The sequence below is a fragment of the Pseudoalteromonas sp. SG44-1 genome, from assembly GCF_014164315.1.
Taxonomy (GTDB): Bacteria; Pseudomonadota; Gammaproteobacteria; order Enterobacterales; family Alteromonadaceae; genus Pseudoalteromonas; species Pseudoalteromonas rhizosphaerae.
On sequence record NZ_JACJEW010000001.1, the window covers coordinates 33,977 to 55,219 of the forward strand.

21 protein-coding genes are annotated in these 21,243 nt (G+C 40.2%); 15 read left to right on the forward strand and 6 right to left on the reverse strand.

Annotated elements, in window-relative coordinates:
• Window positions 1-50: 50 nt before the first annotated feature.
• The 10 genes from rpoE to pdxJ all read left to right on the forward strand — a co-directional run bounded on the left by rpoE (window position 51) and on the right by pdxJ (window position 8,603).
• Window positions 51-632, forward strand: a complete 582-nt coding sequence (gene rpoE / locus H5187_RS00185; protein ID WP_064666393.1) for an RNA polymerase sigma factor RpoE — start codon at window positions 51-53, stop codon at window positions 630-632.
• 1 nt (window position 633) lies between these two features.
• Entirely contained in the window at window positions 634-1,245 is a 612-nt protein-coding gene (locus H5187_RS00190; RefSeq protein WP_149980901.1) for a sigma-E factor negative regulatory protein, read from the forward strand.
• A gap of 4 nt (window positions 1,246-1,249) precedes the next feature.
• Window positions 1,250-2,206 carry a MucB/RseB C-terminal domain-containing protein gene (locus H5187_RS00195; RefSeq protein ID WP_182797431.1) on the forward strand — a complete coding sequence of 319 codons (957 nt, stop codon included), beginning with the start codon at window positions 1,250-1,252 and terminating at the stop codon, window positions 2,204-2,206.
• 12 nt (window positions 2,207-2,218) lie between these two features.
• Window positions 2,219-2,668 (forward strand): SoxR reducing system RseC family protein, encoded by a 450-nt coding sequence (locus tag H5187_RS00200; protein WP_149980899.1) that lies wholly within the window; start codon window positions 2,219-2,221, stop codon window positions 2,666-2,668.
• A gap of 69 nt (window positions 2,669-2,737) precedes the next feature.
• Window positions 2,738-4,525 (forward strand): translation elongation factor 4, encoded by a 1,788-nt coding sequence (lepA, locus tag H5187_RS00205; RefSeq protein ID WP_182717004.1) that lies wholly within the window; start codon window positions 2,738-2,740, stop codon window positions 4,523-4,525.
• A 39-nt stretch (window positions 4,526-4,564) separates the two neighbouring features.
• Entirely contained in the window at window positions 4,565-5,500 is a 936-nt protein-coding gene (gene lepB, locus H5187_RS00210; RefSeq protein WP_149980897.1) for a signal peptidase I, read from the forward strand.
• Between the two features lie 2 nt (window positions 5,501-5,502).
• Window positions 5,503-6,180, forward strand: a complete 678-nt coding sequence (rnc, locus tag H5187_RS00215) for a ribonuclease III (protein ID WP_145237595.1) — start codon at window positions 5,503-5,505, stop codon at window positions 6,178-6,180.
• A complete protein-coding gene (era, locus tag H5187_RS00220; protein ID WP_145237593.1) occupies window positions 6,170-7,102 on the forward strand; it encodes a GTPase Era in 933 nt (310 codons plus the stop codon). The genes rnc and era overlap by 11 nt, the downstream gene beginning before the upstream one ends.
• Window positions 7,103-7,119: 17 nt before the next feature.
• Window positions 7,120-7,809, forward strand: coding sequence for a DNA repair protein RecO (gene recO / locus H5187_RS00225; RefSeq protein WP_145237591.1), 690 nt, complete (start codon window positions 7,120-7,122; stop codon window positions 7,807-7,809).
• A 62-nt stretch (window positions 7,810-7,871) separates the two neighbouring features.
• A complete protein-coding gene (gene pdxJ, locus H5187_RS00230; RefSeq protein ID WP_149980896.1) occupies window positions 7,872-8,603 on the forward strand; it encodes a pyridoxine 5'-phosphate synthase in 732 nt (243 codons plus the stop codon).
• A gap of 70 nt (window positions 8,604-8,673) precedes the next feature.
• Here pdxJ and H5187_RS00235 read toward each other — a convergent pair whose 3' ends face one another.
• From H5187_RS00235 to H5187_RS00245, 3 genes are all read right to left on the reverse strand, one after another.
• Complete coding sequence (locus tag H5187_RS00235) at window positions 8,674-11,637, reverse strand: TonB-dependent receptor domain-containing protein (RefSeq protein WP_182717006.1); 2,964 nt, start codon at window positions 11,635-11,637, stop codon at window positions 8,674-8,676.
• A gap of 257 nt (window positions 11,638-11,894) precedes the next feature.
• Window positions 11,895-12,086: a hypothetical protein gene (locus tag H5187_RS00240; RefSeq protein ID WP_149980895.1), complete on the reverse strand. Its 192-nt coding sequence runs from the start codon at window positions 12,084-12,086 to the stop codon at window positions 11,895-11,897.
• Between the two features lie 54 nt (window positions 12,087-12,140).
• Window positions 12,141-12,314 carry a DUF1328 family protein gene (locus H5187_RS00245; RefSeq protein WP_145237585.1) on the reverse strand — a complete coding sequence of 58 codons (174 nt, stop codon included), beginning with the start codon at window positions 12,312-12,314 and terminating at the stop codon, window positions 12,141-12,143.
• Between the two features lie 517 nt (window positions 12,315-12,831).
• Between H5187_RS00245 and H5187_RS00250 the strand changes: the two genes are divergently transcribed.
• The 4 genes from H5187_RS00250 to H5187_RS00265 all read left to right on the forward strand — a co-directional run bounded on the left by H5187_RS00250 (window position 12,832) and on the right by H5187_RS00265 (window position 16,594).
• Window positions 12,832-13,080 (forward strand): OadG family protein, encoded by a 249-nt coding sequence (locus H5187_RS00250; RefSeq protein ID WP_182717007.1) that lies wholly within the window; start codon window positions 12,832-12,834, stop codon window positions 13,078-13,080.
• 10 nt (window positions 13,081-13,090) lie between these two features.
• On the forward strand, window positions 13,091-14,875 hold the full coding sequence (oadA, locus tag H5187_RS00255; RefSeq protein ID WP_182797432.1) for a sodium-extruding oxaloacetate decarboxylase subunit alpha: 1,785 nt from the start codon (window positions 13,091-13,093) through the stop codon (window positions 14,873-14,875).
• Window positions 14,876-14,886: 11 nt separating this feature from the next.
• A complete protein-coding gene (locus H5187_RS00260; RefSeq protein ID WP_145237582.1) occupies window positions 14,887-16,017 on the forward strand; it encodes a sodium ion-translocating decarboxylase subunit beta in 1,131 nt (376 codons plus the stop codon).
• A 400-nt stretch (window positions 16,018-16,417) separates the two neighbouring features.
• Window positions 16,418-16,594 carry a hypothetical protein gene (locus H5187_RS00265; protein WP_167542971.1) on the forward strand — a complete coding sequence of 59 codons (177 nt, stop codon included), beginning with the start codon at window positions 16,418-16,420 and terminating at the stop codon, window positions 16,592-16,594.
• A gap of 271 nt (window positions 16,595-16,865) precedes the next feature.
• Here H5187_RS00265 and H5187_RS00270 read toward each other — a convergent pair whose 3' ends face one another.
• Both H5187_RS00270 and H5187_RS00275 read right to left on the reverse strand, forming a co-directional pair.
• Window positions 16,866-17,360 carry a tetratricopeptide repeat protein gene (locus H5187_RS00270; protein ID WP_182717009.1) on the reverse strand — a complete coding sequence of 165 codons (495 nt, stop codon included), beginning with the start codon at window positions 17,358-17,360 and terminating at the stop codon, window positions 16,866-16,868.
• Between the two features lie 208 nt (window positions 17,361-17,568).
• Window positions 17,569-18,882 carry a peptidoglycan DD-metalloendopeptidase family protein gene (locus tag H5187_RS00275; RefSeq protein WP_182717010.1) on the reverse strand — a complete coding sequence of 438 codons (1,314 nt, stop codon included), beginning with the start codon at window positions 18,880-18,882 and terminating at the stop codon, window positions 17,569-17,571.
• A 150-nt stretch (window positions 18,883-19,032) separates the two neighbouring features.
• Between H5187_RS00275 and tyrS the strand changes: the two genes are divergently transcribed.
• The gene (gene tyrS / locus H5187_RS00280; protein ID WP_145237578.1) at window positions 19,033-20,232 is read left to right on the forward strand and encodes a tyrosine--tRNA ligase; all 1,200 of its coding nucleotides are present in this window, start codon (window positions 19,033-19,035) and stop codon (window positions 20,230-20,232) included.
• A gap of 63 nt (window positions 20,233-20,295) precedes the next feature.
• On the opposite strand, the gene H5187_RS00285 is transcribed toward tyrS, so the two are convergent.
• On the reverse strand, window positions 20,296-21,243 hold the full coding sequence (locus H5187_RS00285) for a cobalamin biosynthesis protein (protein ID WP_182717011.1): 948 nt from the start codon (window positions 21,241-21,243) through the stop codon (window positions 20,296-20,298).

The window sequence follows — 21,243 nt, forward strand, 5'->3', positions numbered from 1 at the left end:
GGCAGGATATGAATGACAAGCAATAATCAGACAGAGGAGTACCGGCTCGAATGAGCGAGCAGGATTTGGATTTAGCGCTAGTAAAAAGGGTCCAGCAGGGCGATAAAAATGCCTTCAATCTTTTAGTAAAGAAGTATCAGAACAAAATAGCCGGTTTGATTTCACGTTATGTATCAAACCAAGGCGATATTGCTGATGTTGCTCAAGAAGCTTTTATTAAAGCATACCGCGCACTTCCAAACTTTAGAGGGGACAGTGCCTTTTATACTTGGTTATACCGTATCGCCGTTAATTGTGCTAAAAATTACTTAGTGGCTCAGGGCCGCAAACCGCCAGCAAATGATATAGATGCTGACGATGCAGAGTTTTATGATGGTGCTGATGCAATGCGTTCAAACGCATCCCCTGAGAACTTGTTATTAAGCGAAGAAGTTCGCGCAGTGATTTTTAACACCATTGATAGTTTGCCTGAAGATCTTAAAACCGCGATCACTCTACGAGAAATCGAAGGGATGAGCTATGAAGAAATAGCCGTGGTGATGGATTGCCCAGTCGGGACGGTGCGTTCGCGTATTTTCCGTGCCCGTGAAGCAATAGATAACAAATTAAACCCATTAATAGGCGAGTCTTAATATGACAAAAGCACACGTTAACAAGTTGGATAATCAGCATTTATCCGCATTACTTGACGGCGAACAATCATTAACTGATGAGGTTATTGCCCAGCAAGATGCGGCAACCTTAGGACGTTATGCGCTAATAGGTGACGTAATGCGTGCTGAGTCAGAAGATGCGTTCGTCTTTGATATAAGCGATAGTGTTGCGCAAGCGCTGGAAAGTGAGCCAGTTTATGCTGATTTCACACAACCAGCGGCACAGCCAACACCATTGGCTGCCACGGGCACCGATAATGTAGTGGCATTTAACTGGCGCAAACCAGTTGCACAACTTGCAATTGCAGCAAGTGTCGCCATGTTTGCAATTGTTGGTGTACAAACATTGCCACAAGGTGAAAACTCACCTAGCAATGAAATTCCGATGTTACAAACAACACCAGTAACAGGAATGGCATCACCAGTTAGCTATTCGTCAGAACCCGCTTTACAAAATGCAGAGCAAGGTTTGCGTGAGTTACAGCAACAGCGTATTGGCGCGTTAGTATTGGAACATCAACGCCAAGCACGAGTTGCATATTCATTAGAAAAAGCTCACACTGAGGCGCAAGCCGAAGAGGAAAAAAACTAATTAAATGAAAGTAATTACTTTTATTTTGTCGTTGGTATTAATGGCTCCAGCCTTTGCTGACGACGAAAACCCCGCAAAAGAGCTACTGCTCAAAATGGCTGACGCCGTTCATAATCGTAACTTTGACGCATCATTTGTGGTCGTTAAAGGAAAGTCAATGGAACCATATCGTTGGTTGCATGCAAAACAAGGTAATACAGAACTCGAACATTTGAGCTTACTCAATGGCGCAGGCCTTGAGATGGTTCGTATCGATGACCAAGTTACTTATTTTGAGCCACAGTCTGAGCCTTATTCAATAGATACTGATTCTATAGCAGGCCCAATCCCAGAAGTGTTGTTTAAAGATGTTGAGCGCTTAAGTCAGCATTACGATTTTGTACTCGGTGGTAAAGGCCGTATTGCAGGGCGTGCTGCGCAGCTTGTGCGCATCGAATCAAAAGACGAGTATAAGTTTAATTATTGGCTGTGGCTTGATGCTGAGTCATCGCTATTACTAAAATCTGCTTATGTTAATCATGCCGGTGAGATGTTAGAACAACTACAGTTAACCCATATTAGTGTAACCGAAGAGCCCGCTGCGTTATTACTTGAAATGCTTAATCGTAAATTTCCAACGCCACTACCGGCAGCGGCAATTACCAAAAATGAAGCAAAGACAGGAAGTAATAATTGGCAAATAGGTTGGTTACCTGAGGGGTTTAGTTTACTAAAATCAGACCGTCATAAGCTTGATTTGAACAATGAACTGACGGATTATTATTTATACTCAGATGGTTTTGTCGAAATTTCAGTGTTCGTACAAAGACCATTACCAGGTCGCAGACCAAGCGGTGCATTGTCATCCGGTGCCACGACAGTATATGTGCATAATAGCGGTAGTTTTGATGTGTCAGTGGTGGGGAATATTCCAGCAATGACTGCAAAAGCAATTGCTGAATCGGTTGCAAGACCCTTGTAATATAAGCTGATAATGATAGAACAAACTCTTACAGTGGTGTCGATTCAAGGCGCCACTGCGCATTTAGAAGCCCAACAAAAGCAAGCCTGTGAAGGGTGTAATGGCCGTTGTGGTTCACAAATTTTTAGTAAGCTATTTGGCACTGCTAAAAAAACCTTCCCCTATCGATTTGAAATTCCAGTTGTGGTTGGGCAAAAAGTAACCCTAGCACTGGATGATAGCCACATGGTAAAGCATGCTTTTGCAGTGTATATGTTGCCTTTGGTGTTAAGTCTGGTATTTGCGTTAGTGGCTGCTGAGGTTTTTTCTGTGCCTGAATGGTTGCAAATCATTGCCGCTATAGCTGGTGGTTTTACTGGCTTTGGCATCGCTAAAAGCCGAGTGAAAAGCCTAAAGCATGATGTTAAAGTAATAAAAATTCACCCTATTAGCCTTCCTTTAACTCAAATAGATGGTGATTGAAGCCAATTAAATGTAAAATTACGGCTTTATACACTCAGTCCATTAAAATAGAAGTTTAGAATCCAGTTTATGAAGCATATCCGTAATTTTTCGATCATCGCCCATATTGACCACGGTAAATCGACCCTTTCAGATCGTTTGATCCAAGTTTGTGGTGGTTTAACAGACCGCGAAATGCAAAAGCAAGTATTGGATTCAATGGATATTGAGCGCGAGCGTGGTATCACCATTAAAGCGCAAAGTGTAACTCTAAATTATAAAGCCAACGATGGTGAGACTTACCAACTTAACTTTATCGACACCCCTGGACACGTTGACTTTACTTATGAAGTATCGCGTTCACTAGCAGCGTGTGAAGGTGCATTATTAGTTGTTGATGCCGGTCAAGGTGTTGAAGCGCAAACTCTAGCGAATTGTTACACCGCCATCGAAATGAATTTAGAAGTAATTCCGGTATTAAATAAAATCGATTTACCACAAGCTGATCCACTTCGTGTAGCCGAAGAAATTGAAGATATTATTGGTATCGATGCCCTAGATGCCGTGCAATGTAGCGCTAAAACAGGTGTGGGTATTGCCGAAGTTCTTGAAATGATTGTTAAGGACGTACCGCCACCAGAGGGTGATAAAGACAAGCCGCTACAGGCGCTTATCATCGACTCATGGTTTGACCCGTATCAAGGTGTAGTATCGCTGGTGCGTATTAAGCACGGTGAATTAAGAACGGGCGACAAGATAAAAATTATGTCGAACGAGCATATACACACTGCAGATCAGGTTGGTGTTTTTACACCAAAGCAAACCAACACCGGTATTTTAAGAACTGGTGAAGTAGGTTTTGTTATTGCGGGTATTAAAGAAATACATGGTGCGCCAGTAGGTGACACTATTACCCATCAAAAAAATGCAGCACCTGAGCGCTTACCGGGCTTTCAAAAAATTAAACCACAAGTTTATGCCGGTATGTTTCCAATTGCCTCGGATGAGTATGAATCATTCCGTGATGCGCTTAATAAACTAAGCTTAAATGATGCGTCGTTATTCTTCGAACCAGAAAATTCAACAGCACTTGGCTTTGGCTTTCGCTGTGGCTTCTTGGGCATGTTGCACATGGAAATCATTCAAGAGCGTTTAGAGCGTGAATACGATATTGACTTAATTACCACCGCACCAACGGTAATTTACGAAGTTGTAACTAAGGAAGGTACGATTCAGATTGATAACCCATCTGATTTACCTGCTGTAAATGATATTTTAGAAATTCGTGAGCCCGTTGTTGAAGCTAATATTCTTGTACCACAAGAGTATTTAGGCAGTGTTATTACGCTTTGTATTGAAAAGCGTGGTATGCAAACCAAGATGAACTATCACGGTAAACAAGTCGCAGTTACTTATGAACTGCCAATGGCTGAAGTGGTGATGGACTTTTTCGATAAGTTAAAGTCAACCAGTCGTGGCTTTGCCTCGCTTGATTATAACTTTAAGCACTTTCAAACATCAGACATGGTACGTGTTGATATTTTGATCAATGGTGAGCGTGTTGATGCACTTGCGATTATTGTTCACAGAGACAGTGCGCAATCGCGTGGTCGTCAACTAGCTGATGCATTGAAAGAGCTTATTCCTCGTCAAATGTTTGATATTGCGATTCAAGCGGCAATAGGTGCACACGTTATTGCCCGTACCACTGTTAAACAGTTACGTAAAAACGTAATCGCGAAGTGTTATGGTGGCGACGTGAGTCGTAAGAAAAAGCTACTTCAAAAGCAAAAAGATGGTAAAAAACGTATGAAGCAACTAGGTAATGTTGAAGTGCCTCAAGAAGCATTTTTAGCTATTCTTAAAGTTGGTAAGTAAGTTTTTTAACCAAATTACGTAAGATAAAGGATTTAATGCATGGCAGGTTATTTTTCAATATTTTTAGTGTTGTTAACTTTAGGCTCAGGCTTAATTTGGTTAATTGACCATTTTATGTTTGCACCAAAAAGGCAGCAACGCTTAGCTCTTGCGCAAAGTTCTGCTGGCGGCGAGCTCGATGAAGAAACTGCAGCACTAATTGCGCCAGAACCGACGATTACTGAAACGGCAAAATCAATTTTTCCGATGATTGCGGCTATTACGATTTTTAGATCGTTTATATTCGAGCCGTTTCAAATACCATCAGGTTCAATGATGCCGACACTATTAGTTGGCGATTTTATCTTAGTACAGAAATATTCGTATGGCGTGAAAGACCCTGTTTGGCGTACTCAATTAGTTGATGTGGCAGAGCCAGAACGTGGTGATATTGTGGTATTTAAATACCCATTAGATGAAAGTATCGATTATATTAAACGTGCGATTGGTTTACCGGGTGATAAAATCGTTTACCGTGATAAGCGTTTATACATTCAGCCAAATTGCGAACAAGGACAAACACAACAAGGTGACTTATTGTGTAATGAATTTAATAAAATTGATATGGAGATCATTAATCGCGATGAATTTAAGCAAGGCTCTATGGATTTAGTTCGGTTAGATGAAAATTTGACTACGCTAAAACATAATATTTTAATTAACCCTGAAGCGCTGGAAATGAAAGGGCGTTACTATCAACAACCGGGTACACGTTCTGATGAATGGGTAGTGCCGGCTGATCATTATTTTATGATGGGTGATAACCGCGATAACAGCCAAGATAGTCGCGTATGGGGCTTTGTGCCAAAAGAAAACTTGGTGGGTAAAGCTGTCTTTATATGGATGAGTTTTGAATTTGAGAATGGCCCAGATGACATTTTACCAGGCTGGGTTCCAACTGGTGTTCGTTTTGAACGCCTAGGTAATATTCAGTAACAATGAAAAAAAATGTAACAGAGTTATATAGCAAAATAGGGTATACCTTTATTGATCAAGTATTGCTTGAGCAGGCGATGACCCATCGCAGCCATAAAGGACAACACAATGAACGCTTAGAGTTTTTGGGCGATTCCATTTTAAGCTTTGTCATTGCCAATGCTTTATATAGTAAGTTCCCCAAAGCGCGTGAAGGCGATCTTAGCCGCATGCGTTCAACGCTTGTGCGTGGACAAACCTTAGCTGAATTTGGTTTAGAGTTTGGCCTAGGTGATTACTTACGCTTAGGGCCGGGTGAGCTTAAAAGTGGTGGTTTTAGACGTGAATCAACTTTAGCTGATGCGGTTGAAGCAATTATTGGTGCGGTATTTTTAGATGCTGGCATTGATGTTTGTGGAGACTTGATTTTAGCGTGGTATGAATCTCGCCTTGATGCCATTTCGCCAGGTTTAAACCAAAAAGATCCTAAAACATTGCTACAAGAATACTTACAAGCCCGCAAATTACCTTTGCCAGGCTATACTGTAGTTGATACTAAAGGTCAGGCACACAATCAAACGTTCACGGTTGAATGTATTGTTGAAGGTATGGATAGCATCATCTCAGTTGGCAGTTCTCGTCGTAAAGCTGAACAAAAAGCCGCTGAAAAAGCGTTGAAGATACTTAAAAATGAATCTTGATACATTGATCCAACCGCACACGCGTGATTTAGATACTTTTTGTGGCATGGTCGCTATTGTTGGCCGCCCAAACGTTGGTAAATCTACCTTGCTTAATGAAATTATTGAGCAAAAAGTAAGTATTACCTCGCGTAAACCGCAAACCACACGCCACCGTATTATGGGTATTCATACTGTAGGTAAGCACCAAGCCGTGTATGTTGATACACCAGGCCTGCATGTTGAAGAAAAGCGTGCCATTAACCGTTTAATGAACCGTGCTGCTTCAAGTTCATTAGGTGATGTTGAGCTAGTTATTTTTGTTGTTGAAGGTACTCATTGGAATGCTGACGATGAAATGGTGCTTAACAAAGTAAAGCAAAATGGCAAACCGGTATTACTTGTGATGAACAAAATTGATCAAGTAAAAGACCGTGACCTTGTGCTACCGCATATGAAGTGGTTAGGCGAAAAGTTTGATTTTGTTGGCATTATGCCAGTATCTGCGACTCAAGGTAAAAATATCAACCTGATCAAAGATGAAGTAACTAAGCGTTTACCACCGTGTGAATTTTACTTCCCTGAAGATTACGTAACAGATCGTTCTATGCGCTTTATGGCAGCCGAAGTGATCCGTGAAAAGTTGATGCGCTTTATGGGTGAGGAGCTTCCTTACTCAGTTACCGTTGAAATTGAGCAATTTAAATGGCAAGAAAATGGCATTTGGCATATCAATGGCTTGATTTTAGTTGAGCGTGAAACGCAAAAACGTATGGTTATTGGTAATAAAGGCGAAAAGCTTAAAGTGATTGGCCGCGAAGCCCGTAAAGATCTCGAAGAAATGCTTGATAATAAAGTGTTTTTAGAACTTTGGGTGAAGGTTAAATCAGGTTGGGCTGACGACGAGAGAGCACTTCGCAGTTTAGGCTATGGTGAAGATTAATAGCCTAAGCGATATTTATGGATAGCGACTTCTACACGGCATATTTATTACACCGACGTCCTTTTAGTGACTCACAAGTAATGCTTGATATGTTAGTAGAAGGCGTTGGCCAGTTGCGCATGCTGGCGCGAATTAGCGGTCGCCAAGCAACAAAATACAAAGCTCAGTTACAACCCTTCCAAGCCTTACTGGTAAATTATACCGGTAAACACGACCTGAAATATATCCAACGATTTGAACTACATGGCACGCAATCCACACTAGTTGGGGATCAGCTTTATTGTGGGTTTTACCTCAATGAACTAACCAACCGCATTGTACCAATTAATGAACCGATTGATCATGCCTATCAATTGTATAAAACTCACCTACAACAGCTTAACCAGCACCCTAATTTACAAGCTGTATTACGTTCTTATGAATTTCAACTATTAGAATTATTAGGCTATGGCGTTGACTTTAGTTTTGATGCCGCAGGCGATCCAATTTCGGCAGAGCAAACGTATAGTTACTTTGCTGAATACGGCTTTGTTGCCCAAGAAAATCAAGGCAGTGGCTTTTCTGGCGCGCAGTTAAATGCAATTGCAGCTCATGACTTTAGTGCGCCGGATGTGTTATATATGGCAAAACAATTAAGTCGTCATTTAATGAAGCCTTTATTAGGCAAAAAACCATTAAAAAGTCGCGAGCTGTTTATATCCAAATAGTTTGGGTATTCACCAACAATCTTAATACGGTATTTTTAACCGTTATTTTTACAGGTAAAAAAATGAAAGATATTCTTTTGGGTATAAACGTTGATCATATTGCTACCTTACGCCAAGCTCGGGGTACAAATTACCCAGATCCAGCACATGCTGCGAGTGTTGCTGAGCATGCTGGCGCTGATGGGATCACTATTCATTTACGTGAAGACCGTCGTCACATTCAAGATCGTGACGTGTATGTGATGGCTAAAACAATCCAAACACGAATGAACCTTGAAATAGCGGTTACAGATGAAATGATTGATATTGCTTTAGATGTTAAGCCAGCTTATGTTTGCTTAGTACCAGAAAAACGCGAAGAGTTGACCACCGAAGGCGGTTTAGACGTTGTTGGTAATCTAGATAAGATTAAAGCCGCGACAGCAAAATTAACTGACGCCGGTATTAAAGTATCATTATTTATCGATGCAGACAAAGCACAACTAGATGCAGCTAAAGCCTGTAATGCCCCTTATGTTGAAATTCATACTGGCGCTTATGCGGATGCGCAAACTGATACCGAGATACAAAAACAACTTGAGCATATTCATCAAGGCGTAAAGTATGCAGCAAGTTTGGGTTTGATAGTAAACGCCGGCCACGGTCTTCATTATCATAACGTGAAACCGATTGCTGCTATGAAAGAAATTTACGAATTAAACATTGGTCACGCAATTATAGCGCGCGCAGCCATTGATGGATTAGATAAAGCAGTACGTGACATGAAGCGACTAATGCTAGAAGCGAGAGCATAGCCATTGTAATAAATTATAAACATGCACCGCATAAAGTGCGGTGCATGTTAATGCAACTGAAAGGATTTATTTAAAATTGGACTTTAATGCCCATTTTAAATTTGCGGCCAAGTACATCATAGTTACTTGGGAATGTATTACCTGAGTTAGAGCTGGTATCGCCAGCTTCACCACCAACGACAGGTGGTTCTTTTTCAAAAATATTATCTATACCGAAATTAACTACAATGTTTTCTGTTGCGTAATAACTAGCAAATAAATCAAAGTAGTCGTAGCTGTCAATGCTTCTAAAATCTTCAAAAACATTCGGGGCTTCAATCGGCTCTACTTCAACGCCATCTATATGACGCCATTGTAATGACATTGTTAAATCTTCCCATACCCAGCTAGTACGTTGCACCCAACGAAGCTCTGATACAGGGTCACAACTGGTACTGAAGTAACCTTTACAATCGATTATTCTAGCTGTGTCTGAGCTTTGTGACTCCTGTGTTAGATATTTATTGATATTACCTGAAAATTGCAATTCGCCCATTTCGTCCATTAGTACAGCAAAGTTAAAACCAAGTTCGATACCTTCAGCACGTTGGCTTTTCAAGTTAGTGGTGAACTGTTCTATACCAGCTCCAGCAATTGTTAAATCACCACCAATTCTATTTATTTTTGCACACTCATTGGTATCGCCAAGTACATAACAAGCATCAAGAATTTCTTGAGCAGAAAAGTTGCCAATAATATTACTAATATCAATATCATAGTAATCTAATGTGATTGTAAAGTTTTCAAGCGCATCAAACTCAGGCGTCCACACAATACCTGCTGTAAATGTGTCTGCTTCTTCGGCCCCCGGAGGATTCAGAGGATCACTACCGCTAATAACTTGTACTTGCCCTGAAATAACATTTTGCACATTACCAACTTGCGCTTCAGTCATTCCAGTTGATATACAAAGCTGTTTTAATGTTTCATCAATATTACCTGCATTAGCTACTGAACACGGGTCACTTTGAGCATTATCTAACCCTGTGACTACAGGGGATGCAATCTCACCAACATTAGGTGCACGAGTAGCTTGTTGTTGCATGACGCGGACTAAAATATCGCTGACTGGACGCCAATTAAAGCCTAACTTCCAGGTTTCATTGCTACCAACTGTATCATAATCAGCCCAACGAAAACCAAACTCAACATCAAGCGTTTCAGCACCTGGTAACCCATCTAATACCGGCAAGTAGCCTTCCATAAATAACTCATCAACGGAGAAACCGCCAGAGATTGGAAGTTGATTACCGCCAGCACCACCTTGGCAGCTTGCTGGAGCAAGCTTTAAACATTCGTCAGGCTCAAATAAGCCTTTTTCTTTACGCTTTTCATAGCCAAAACTCATTGCCAGTGGTGCGCCAGCGCCCGGAATTTCAATAAAGTCGAATGAGCCATTTACACTAGCAGTGAAAACTTCTTGGCTGTATTTTTGTTGTTGCAATGCAATTGCTTGTGCATAACCTGCCATTTCTTCGGTGATTGAACCAAAACCACCAAATAAGTTTATAGGAACACAACTAGAATCACCATTTTTACAAGTAACGCCATCTGTAGTATCAAGCGCGTTTTGAATGTTAGTTAAGTTGGTGTAACCACCACGAACAGTTGTTCGGTTAGATTCACCATATTGATAGCTTGCATCATATTGCCAATCATCTAAAAAGTAACCTGTAACCCCAGTCACCATTTGAAATTGAGTGCTGTCAAATCGTTCTGTTCGAGCGCCAAGCTCTAATGTACGTCTTCTAAGTTGAACTGACAGGTAGTCAGCTTCATCAACAATACCATTGCCATTTATGTCTTGCCAATTAGATGTATCTAAACTTCCTTCACCTAAAGCAGCCGTAGCGCCATCGATCATAAATTGCCTTGCTTGATCGCCTATTAATGGATTGGCTAATGGTAAATTGAACACAGATCCAAAAGTACCAGAAGGAGCTACTTGGGTATCAACACTGGTATTAGTAAAGTTCACAGATGAATAAACTTGGTGATCATCTGTCAGGTAGTAATTACCAATAGCTGTTGCTGAATAGCGTTCAGATGGTGTTTGATAGAAGTTGTATGGGTTGAAGTTGAATACACTACACTCAGTAGCGGCTAATGTGCCATCATTTCTGAATTGGCCACTACCATTACCGCCAGCACCAACAATTGTAAATCGAGTAGGAAAAGCGGTGGTAGATCCACCACTTTCGACGGAGTTTGGACCACTACATGCATCAGGAGCTGGGATTGGCGGCTCGCCATTTAAGAATTGTTCATAGTTAGCACCCGTTTTAGTTTCAATTCCTAGCAGGCCTAATGGTCTATCACCTAATAAAATTTGATCTCGTTGTGTCCAACCTAGCGATAACACTACATTACCTTTGTCATCTTCAAGATTAGAACCCAGAGTAATACTGAAGCTGTCTTTATCACCGTCACCATCGCCAGTTTCTGAATGTTTGGCGTCAAAAACCACCCCTTGGAAATCATCTTTTAGCACTATGTTGACAGCGCCCGCTATTGCATCAGAACCATAAACGGCAGATGCTCCACCGGTAACAATATCAATTCGTTCAATTAATGCACTGGGGATGGTTGAACTATCTACGGCACCATTATAGTTATATGGGATCATACGACGGCCATTCATTAATACTAATGAGCGTTGAGCACCAAGACCGCGTAAGTTTATTGTAGCTGCACCGCCAGAACCATTATTAACGTTACTACCATCACCAGGTACTGTTGCTGGTAAGTTTCTTAATATTTGTTCAACTTCAGGTTCTTGTTGAAAACCAAGTTCTTTTTCTCCAATGGAAATGATAGGACTAGCGGAAACAGCTCCTGGTTGGCGAATACGGCTACCTGTAACAGAAATAACTTCGACGTCTTTGTCGACTTCAGTTTCTTGTGCTGTGGAAAGTGGTGAATAGATGAGTGCGGTTGAGACAACCCCTGCACTAAGTGCATATTTCACTGCAGATGAAATTCTACTTTTTAACATTGTAATCTCCCAAATATTTATAATAATTAGGCTAAATACAACAGGAAGCACATTGCAGATGCTTCCTCTTAGCTTTTTAAAGATAGTCATTAAGTTGGGACATACAAATAATTTAAAGCGTCAAAATATAAAATTTTGAAAAGTTTGAAATGTAAAACGAATGAAATACGGCAGGGTAGATAAAAAGATTGTTTTTAAACAGTAGCTTAAATAAAAAAGCGGCTTCAGAAGCCGCTTTTTAATCTTGAATATATTTATTAACAGTTAGTCTCTTTAGCGTTAACGCCTTCTTTTACTTCTTCACAGGCGTCTTCTACTTTGTTTTGTACGTCGGTAACAGCTTCATCGATGCGCTCACCGGCCTCTTCTGCATGATTGTCTTCACAACCCATGATAAAAAAACTAGCGAATAAAGCGATCACAGCGGTTTTAATAGTTGTCGATTTCATAATGTAATTCCTTGTAAAAATAATAAATGTGTTGTTATTTAAAATAAATTGTTATCACTTAGGGACATTGCCGCGCAATGCACCTGAAACGAGTGAAATAACTAACAATACAATAAAGATAAAAAAGATAATCTTAGCAATTCCTGCTGCGGCACCTGCGATACCACCAAAACCTAACACTGCAGCAATAAGTGCAATAACTAGAAATGTAATTGTCCAGCGTAACATTGTCGTCTCCTTGGTTTATAAATTTGTTCAGAGTAAATAATGCTAGTTACATGCCATGTATTTAAATCCTTTATTATCAATGTCATAGGGGTTTATTTCATTTCTCTTCATAAATTAGGTGGGAATTATTTACAGCTTTATCTGTAACTTATACTCGACGCTCTAAAAATCAATATTTAAGTCGTTTTTTGGTAAGACCAATTTCATTTTTGAGCCATTTTGTATTTAATCAAGCGGTTGTTCAGTCGTTCAGTCGGTAGGTTTTCCAGCTGCGGATAAGCTTTTACTTATAAGTTATAGCTATATTCAGTATTTTTATCATCTATATCCTATGAAATTATAGCAAAATGTAGAGTGTTAACTTTGCTGAGCATATGTTAGCTTTGTATTAATTGGTTTTACCAATTTACAAAGTGTTGGACTTGGTCTTTTTCTTTGTTATGATTGTTGCATAATTATTTAAATAAAGTGATTTTTTACCTAGCGGGGCTGGGTGGAAATAATCAGGGGGAGCAGGATGGATATAGGTCAGTTACTTGCTACAGCAGCAAACTTAATGATCACCGGGATGGTGGGCGTTTTCGTTTTTCTTTCGTTGTTGATTTCAGCAATTACCATTATGTCTAAATTAGCGAGTCGTTTTGAACAGCCGGTTGCAACAACGCCAACGCGTACACCGTCAATCAAAGCATCAGGTGTATCAAGTGAACACATCGCTGCGATAAGTGCAGCCATAGCTCAATACAAAAATAAACAAAAACTATAAGGAGTGACTTGTGGCTAAATTAAAATTAACAGAATTAGTACTTAGGGACGCGCATCAATCATTATTAGCAACGCGTATGCGTTTGGATGACATGCTACCGATTGCACAAAAATTAGATGATGCAGGTTATTGGTCGATCGAATCATGGGGTGGGGCTACTTTTGATTCATGCATTCGTTATTTGGGTGAAGATCCTTGGGAGCGTATTCGTGCTCTTAAAAAAGCTATGCCAAATACTAAACAGCAAATGTTATTACGTGGTCAAAACCTTTTAGGCTATCGTCATTATGCCGATGATGTTGTTGAAAAATTTGTAGAGCGAGCGCACAAAAATGGTGTTGATGTGTTTCGTATTTTTGATGCGATGAACGATGTTCGTAATCTTGAAACGGCTATTAAAGTTGCAATTAAAGTTGGCGCACATGCACAAGGTACAATTTCGTACACAGTAAGCCCGGTTCATACACTTGATATGTGGTTAACGCTTGCCAAGCAGCTTGAAGAGTTAGGCTGTCATTCAATTTGTATTAAAGACATGGCCGGTTTGCTTAAACCATACGATGCAGAAGAGTTAATCAAAGCGTTAAAAGAAACAGTCTCTATCCCAATTGCAATGCAGTGTCATGCCACAACAGGTTTAAGTACTGCTACTTACCAAAAAGCGATTGATGCTGGTATTGATATGCTTGATACCGCAATTTCATCAATGAGTATGACTTACGGGCACAGCGCAACTGAAACGATTGTATCGATTGTTGAAGGTACTGAACGTGATACTGAGCTGGATTTAAATCAACTCGAAGAGATTGCTGCTTATTTCCGTGATGTTCGTAAAAAATATGCCGCGTTTGAAGGCAGCTTAAAAGGTGTTGATGGCCGTATTTTATTAGCGCAAGTGCCTGGTGGCATGTTAACTAATATGGAAAACCAGCTTAAAGAGCAAGGTGCTGCGGATAAATTGAATGAAGTATTACTTGAGATCCCACGTGTACGTGAAGACTTAGGTTATTTACCGTTAGTTACACCAACATCACAAATTGTTGGTACACAAGCAGTATTAAACGTATTGACGGGCGAGCGTTATAAAACTATCACCAAAGAAACTGCCGGAGTGCTAAAAGGTGAGTATGGCGTAACTCCTGCGCCGATGAATAAAGAGTTACAAGAGCGCGTACTTAATGGGGCAGAAGTCATTACTTGCCGCCCAGCTGATTTATTGCAACCAGAACTAGAAATACTCCAAGCTGAGCTATTAAAAGAAGCACAAGAGCAAGGTTTAAGCTTAGCGGATGAGCAGATTGATGACGTGTTAACGTATGCATTATTCCCACAAATTGGGTTGAAATTCATTAAGAATCGTAATAACCCAGATGCTTTCGAAGCTGTGCCAAGTGCTGAATCTGCTAATAAAGAACAACCAGTTAGCAATAAAAAAAGTAACAGCAACACAGTAAAAGCAGAGCAGTACAGCGTAAAAGTAGATGGTAAAGTTTATGATGTAGTGGTTGCACAAGGCGGTGAGCTTAAAGAAGTAACACTTAAAGATAGTGAGCATATTCCACAATCGGCGTCAGTTGCTTCCGGCGAAACACTTAACGCTCCACTTGCTGGTAACATCTTTAAAATCAAGGTGAAAGCGGGTCAAACGGTAAATGAAGGCGATGTAGTGATCATCATGGAAGCGATGAAAATGGAAACTGAAATTCGTGCAACCCACACCGGTACTATTGCTGAAATTCTTGTTGCTGAAGGTGATTCAGTGGCAACGGGTGACGCTATGATAGCACTAGCTTAGGAGCTCAGAGGATGGAAGCATTATTAAACCTCTGGCAAGCAACAGGTATTGCTAATTTTACATTTCCTGCGCTTATTATGATCGCAGTAGGGTGTTTATTGTTGTATCTGGCAATTGCGCGCAACTTTGAGCCGTTATTATTATTACCAATTGGCTTTGGGGCAATATTAACAAATATCCCCGTAGCGGGCTTATCAGACCCCGGTGGTTTGCTGTATTACGTTTATCATATTGGGATTGATACCGGTGTATTCCCATTATTAATATTTATGGGTGTTGGTGCACTCACTGATTTTAGTGCCTTGATAGCTAATCCTCGTATGTTATTGCTAGGTGCTGCAGCTCAGTTTGGTATTTTTGCAACCTTGTTTGGCGCAATTTTACTAAACTATGTACCAGGTTTTGAGTTTTCTTTACAAGATGCGTCAGCAATTGCGATTATAGGTGGTGCAGATGGCCCGACGGCAATCTTCTTAGCCTCAAAACTTGCTCCTGATTTATTGGGTGCTATCGCCGTAGCTGCATACTCATATATGGCGTTGGTGCCAATTATTCAGCCGCCAATTATGCGGGCTTTAACCACACCAGAAGAACGTAAAATTCAAATGCCACAGTTACGCACCGTATCAAAAAAGGAAAAAATTATTTTTCCGTTAATGGTATTGAGTTTAACGATTTTGTTTTTACCTGCAGCAACGCCACTGGTAGGCATGTTCTGTTTAGGAAACTTGATGCGAGAGTCTGGTGTGGTTGACCGTTTAAGTAATAGTGCACAAAACGAGATCATAAATATCACCACTATTTTCCTTGGTTTAGCTGTAGGCTCTAAGCTTGCTGCAGATAAGTTTTTAACCGTAGAAACAATTGGTATTTTGGTACTCGGCGCCTTGGCTTTTGCAATTGGTACAGCTTCAGGTGTATTTATGGCAAAAGGTATGAACAAGTTCTCTAAATCACCAATCAATCCACTCATCGGCGCGGCTGGTGTATCAGCTGTGCCAATGGCTGCACGCGTAGTTAATAAAGTGGGTCTGGAGAATAATCCGCATAATTTCTTATTAATGCATGCAATGGGACCAAATGTTGCGGGAGTACTGGGTAGTGCTGTGGCTGCAGGTATCTTGTTAGCTCTGGTAGGTTAAACAAATCTTAAACCATACCCAGCGAGCTGAGTATGGTGAGGTAACTTTTACTTCCAACCGACTGGCGCAGTATTTACTGCGCTTTTTTTTGCGCTTAGGGTCTGTTGACCTTTTAGGGTTAAAATTTGTTCAAACTAGGGGCGATTTAATCACGGCGCGAGATTTGTAACCTAGTGGGCTAAGTAAAAATCGAGCAACAAAGAGTTAATCGCCCCTAGGCAGAACCCTTCGGGCAGCGCGTGTTTGGCATTTATGTCGAGTTATCTCCTATTTATGGGGAATAACCACACTACATAGGCTCTGCCTTGCCTAAAAACCAAACGCGCAGCTGCAAATTTAACCTCGAAAGATAAACAGACCCTAGGTATACTCGATAGATATTTTATTAAATAGGAATGGTATGAATATCTTCGTGATTTTAATTTCACTGTTTGTTGCATTAATCATTCTTGTGCCACTACTTGAAAAGTATCAGTCTAAAATGGGCCTAGATGGTGCGACTAAATACGCCAAATACATTTGGCCATTAGTGATGATTTCATTGGTTGTGCAATTGATTTATGTGTTGGTGAGGTAGAGCGTAGCTGCCAGTTTTAAGGTCTAGGAGCGGTAAGCTTTAAGTTGTAAGTGATAAGCTCGTGTTTAAATGGACTGTGTAGGTTGGGTTGAGCACCGCGAAACACAACGAAAAAATTGTAACGGTAGATATCAATCTTTGAATATTTATCTATGCTCGTTACTCTGCGATCCCACAACAGTCACGCAGCTTTGGGTTTCCCGTGAAGGCCACATGGTCTGAACGATGTTTAAACGCTTTGTATGGATAATAAACCCATCTTGTTAAGTTATTAGTGCCCCATTGGATCAAAGTAAGCCTCCCAGGTTAGAGCACAAGCTTGTTTTGATTTTGCTTTTTTCATGTAGAACATTGCATTTTCGTCAGTTGAACAATTCATAAGCGCTACACCTAAATTGTAAAATGCATGTTTGTTATTACTGCCTTGATCTATTGCTTTTTTAAAATATTCAGCCGCTTCTTGATGTTTGCCCATATCACATAGAACAGTTCCATAGTTTATGAGAGTTAGCTCATCATCAGTATGGTTATGTAAGACTTGCTCAAGAATGCTTTTTGCCTCATCAAAGTTTTGATGCCACTTGGAGTTATCTTTCCAAGTTTCATCTATTAATGATTTGGCTTTTTTGTTTATATCTTCAATGCTCATTCTGAAACGTAACAATCTATTTGTCCCATTTTGGTGGTTTTTTAGCACACCAAAACGGCGGTCACTAATGTTATCGGAGAAAATTGCGATATTAATAATCGCATGGCTAAATTTCAATCAATAAAATATTCAATTTTCGCTCATAGCCGTTTATCAGGTGACGTTTGCTTAACTTTCAAAACTATAAAAGTAGATATGAGGCAGCACATGCAAGTTCTATTGCAACATTAATTTGCGAATACAACCGGAGCGCATCACATCAAACAGTTCAACAAAAAGCCGTTGCTATTTACATAACAACGGCTTATATTTTTCGCTGACCGCTTTACTTAAGCGCTAACTGTAGCTCTCGGTTGCGCTCTAGCTGCGCTAAGAAGTTATCTGCGATTGGTTTAAACTTAGCAAGCTCGTCGCGAGGCAGTGGCTCTGACTTCGGTAACTTAACCGTTTTAGGGTTACGGTGAACGCCGTTAACTAAAAACTCGTAGTGTAAGTGTGCGCCTGTTACACGACCTGTGGAGCCGACAGTACCAATTTGTTGACCTTGCTTAACTTTTTGACCAGTTTTAACTAGTTTCTTGTTAAGGTGTAGGTATTTAGTGACGTACTGTGTGCCGTGACTAATAAATATATAGTTACCATTATACTTACTGTATCCGGCTTTAATTACTTTACCATTACCAGAGGCAACTACTGGCGTTCCAGTACGAGCTGCGTAGTCAATCCCACGGTGTGCTCTTACTTGTCCTGTTACAGGGTGTAAGCGACGCGGATTAAAGCTTGAGCTTATATATTTAAAGTTAACCGGTGCACGTAAAAATGCTTTTTTCATACTACGCCCTTCAGGCGTGTAAAAAGTACCATCGCTGTGACGAATAGCCGCGTAACGTTGACCTTGGTTAATAAACTCAGCAGCTATAATTTTACCTGTGCCAATAAACTCGCCATCAACATAATGCGATTCATAGATTAAACCAAATTGATCGCCTTTACGGATATCATTGGCAAAATCCACATCCCAACCGAATATGTCAGCAAAGTTCATTATTTGCCGTTCACTTAAACCAGCAGCAATACCTGAGGTCCAAAAGCTGTTGGTAATTTCTCCGCCTGTTGATTTAGTTAATGTTTCAATTTCTTTACTATCAATAGACGTATCGTAGTTACCTTCTTCATTTAATGTAACGAATAGGGTATCTGTTTTTGAAATCACATAACGTAACTGTGCCAAAGAACCATCTTCGGCGGTAGCAAAGCTTAATGTTTCACCAGGGTGAATTTTACTAAGTTTACGTGTTTCTGCATTGGTATTAAGCAGTTTATGAACGGTTTGCGCTGAAAAGCCGGCGCGTTTGAAAATAAGTGCTAAATTGTCACCGTTCTTTACTTCAAAATCGACTAGATTGTATTCTGGGAATTTTGCTGCATCTTCTTGCGAATTTAATTCAGTTAATTTTTCGTTATCATCAACTTTAATTTGTAATTCGTAGCGCTTGCCAATTTCTAGCGCATCAGCGCTATTGTCTTTAGAGGCGGTGGCTTTTTCTGAAGGAATGAGTGTTAAAGCAGCAATAGCAGAAACCAAGCCTAGAATAAGCAATTTGTGTTTTTTTGGGAGAGTGTGCACAACGCGAACCATAACGTGCCTTTTCCTGCTGTCAAGATAATTAATCACTAATATTGCAGGATATACTTAATAAAGCGTTAATACCAGTGTTTTGTAGATTTAAACTGGCGCGGATTTACGCTAGAATCACCAGATTGACTGAATTTTTTGGAGTAATACATAGTGGACTTACAAACCGCTCTAGCAGAGATAAAACGCGGTGCTGAAGAAATATTAATTGAAGACGAGTTAGTCGAAAAGCTAAAGTCTGGTAAAAAGCTAAAGATCAAAGCTGGTTTTGATCCAACAGCACCTGACTTACACTTAGGTCACACTGTGCTAATTAATAAAATGAAAACCTTCCAAGACTTAGGTCATGAAGTGATTTTCTTAATTGGTGATTTCACCGGTATGATTGGTGACCCAACGGGTAAAAATGTAACTCGTAAGCCACTAACCCGTGAAGATGTCTTGGCAAATGCTGAAACATATAAAGAACAAGTATTTAAAATTCTGGATCCGGCTAAAACCACGGTTGCTTTTAATTCAACTTGGATGGAGAATTTAGGCGCTGCAGGGATGATCAAGCTAGCAGCACGTCAAACTGTTGCTCGTATGCTAGAACGTGATGATTTTAAAAAGCGTTATGCTGGCGGACAATCAATTGCGATTCATGAGTTTTTGTATCCATTAGTGCAAGGTTGGGATTCAGTTGCGCTTGAAGCTGATGTTGAGCTCGGTGGTACTGATCAACGCTTTAATCTATTAATGGGTCGAGAGCTACAAAAAGACGAAGGCCAAAAGCCACAAACCGTATTAATGATGCCTTTACTTGAGGGCACCGACGGTGTGCAAAAAATGTCTAAGTCATTAGGTAACTACATTGGTATTACTGATGCTCCTAACGATATGTTTGGTAAGATCATGTCTATTAGTGATGAGCTGATGTGGCGTTATTATGATTTGCTAAGTAGCTTATCAATTGACGAAATTGCTGCGCTTAAAGAAAAGGTTGCACAAGGTACTAATCCGCGTGATATTAAAATCGATTTAGCAAAAGAAATGATTGCTCGTTTTCACAGCGATGCAGCAGCTGTTGGTGCGCATGAAGATTTTATTAAACGTTTTCAAAAAAATGCGTTACCGGATGATATCCCAGATATGACAGTAACGATTGATGAAGATACCGTATTTATTACTAATTTGCTTAAAGAAGCAGGCTTAGTTGCGAGTACGTCAGAAGCTATGCGAATGATCAAACAAGGCGCAGTTAAAATCAATGGCGAAGAAAAGGTCACTGATACTAAGCTTGAAATTGCAAAAGGCAGCACAGCTATTTATCAAGTTGGCAAACGTAAGTTTGCAAATATTACCTGTGCTTAATAGGTAAAGAATGAAAATTCAGTTTTAAAAACCAGCTTCGGCTGGTTTTTTACTCTTTGTGATCTACAACATTGTTTTAATGATTTCGATGCCAAATATAACCAGTAACCAAAAGCCACGCGCTTGATTTAGCCGATTGATCAATACCGCAATATCATCAGCCTGTGGTAAACGCTCAGTACCAATACGCATTTTATCAAATCGAGTATCTTGGTATATGGCAGGGCCACCGAGTTGCACACCAACAGAGGCCGAACAACAACTTAATAACCAGCCACTATTTGTTTGATAAAAATGCCGTCCATAATGCTTAATATAATGAACGCTCAATTTACTGGCTTTACTTGCTGCAACAGTCAGCGCCAATATCCGCGTAGGTAACCACTCAAGAATATATAATAGCCAACTGAGTGATTTTAAAAATGGGCTATTAGGCAAAATATCTTTGCGCCAAGCTTGGTGGATCAAAGTCAGTAAGCGATAAGCCAGTGCAGCCATAGGGCCTAATAGTAAATAAAAGAAAATAACGCTAAAGTAATGACGAGCCACTCTTAAGATCAGCGTTTCCATAATGGCTTTGCAAAGACCAGGGCCTGATAATTTATCAACCTGGCGAGCAAGTAGTGGTTTTAATAACTCTCGGGCTGTAGACTTTTGATTTTGTTTAACGAGTCGTGCAATACGCAGCGCTTTACTTTCTACACTTCGCCACTCTAGGCTGAGGTATAAAATTAACCCAGCTAATAGTTCAGGGTAATATGCAAATTCAAGCAGTAAGATTACCAAGGTCATGATCACTAAAATGACTAAGGTGAAACATAACGAAGAGGACAAATATTGGTAACTTGCAGGTTCACTCTTTCGAAAAACGCGTTTCCCAAGTGCTCTAAATACCGCAATTAAAAATGTATTTGGGTGATACCAGCTTACCAAAGGTAAAAAGCGCTCAGCAAGGAGCGCTAATATAAATACAATAAAGTCCAAATGTTGCTGAACTAAATTGAGTAACAC

What these genes read in the sequence shown, in the direction of transcription:
- rpoE (WP_064666393.1), top strand. Translation starts at nt 51, where the DNA reads ATGAGCGAGCAGGATTTGGATTTAGCGCTAGTAAAAAGGGTCCAGCAG.
- H5187_RS00190 (WP_149980901.1), top strand. Translation starts at nt 634, where the DNA reads ATGACAAAAGCACACGTTAACAAGTTGGATAATCAGCATTTATCCGCA.
- H5187_RS00195 (WP_182797431.1), top strand. Translation starts at nt 1,250, where the DNA reads ATGAAAGTAATTACTTTTATTTTGTCGTTGGTATTAATGGCTCCAGCC.
- H5187_RS00200 (WP_149980899.1), top strand. Translation starts at nt 2,219, where the DNA reads ATGATAGAACAAACTCTTACAGTGGTGTCGATTCAAGGCGCCACTGCG.
- lepA (WP_182717004.1), top strand. Translation starts at nt 2,738, where the DNA reads ATGAAGCATATCCGTAATTTTTCGATCATCGCCCATATTGACCACGGT.
- lepB (WP_149980897.1), top strand. Translation starts at nt 4,565, where the DNA reads ATGGCAGGTTATTTTTCAATATTTTTAGTGTTGTTAACTTTAGGCTCA.
- rnc (WP_145237595.1), top strand. Translation starts at nt 5,503, where the DNA reads ATGAAAAAAAATGTAACAGAGTTATATAGCAAAATAGGGTATACCTTT.
- era (WP_145237593.1), top strand. Translation starts at nt 6,170, where the DNA reads ATGAATCTTGATACATTGATCCAACCGCACACGCGTGATTTAGATACT.
- recO (WP_145237591.1), top strand. Translation starts at nt 7,120, where the DNA reads ATGGATAGCGACTTCTACACGGCATATTTATTACACCGACGTCCTTTT.
- pdxJ (WP_149980896.1), top strand. Translation starts at nt 7,872, where the DNA reads ATGAAAGATATTCTTTTGGGTATAAACGTTGATCATATTGCTACCTTA.
- H5187_RS00235 (WP_182717006.1), bottom strand. Translation starts at nt 11,637, where the DNA reads ATGTTAAAAAGTAGAATTTCATCTGCAGTGAAATATGCACTTAGTGCA.
- H5187_RS00240 (WP_149980895.1), bottom strand. Translation starts at nt 12,086, where the DNA reads ATGAAATCGACAACTATTAAAACCGCTGTGATCGCTTTATTCGCTAGT.
- H5187_RS00245 (WP_145237585.1), bottom strand. Translation starts at nt 12,314, where the DNA reads ATGTTACGCTGGACAATTACATTTCTAGTTATTGCACTTATTGCTGCA.
- H5187_RS00250 (WP_182717007.1), top strand. Translation starts at nt 12,832, where the DNA reads ATGGATATAGGTCAGTTACTTGCTACAGCAGCAAACTTAATGATCACC.
- H5187_RS00260 (WP_145237582.1), top strand. Translation starts at nt 14,887, where the DNA reads ATGGAAGCATTATTAAACCTCTGGCAAGCAACAGGTATTGCTAATTTT.
- H5187_RS00265 (WP_167542971.1), top strand. Translation starts at nt 16,418, where the DNA reads ATGAATATCTTCGTGATTTTAATTTCACTGTTTGTTGCATTAATCATT.
- H5187_RS00275 (WP_182717010.1), bottom strand. Translation starts at nt 18,882, where the DNA reads ATGGTTCGCGTTGTGCACACTCTCCCAAAAAAACACAAATTGCTTATT.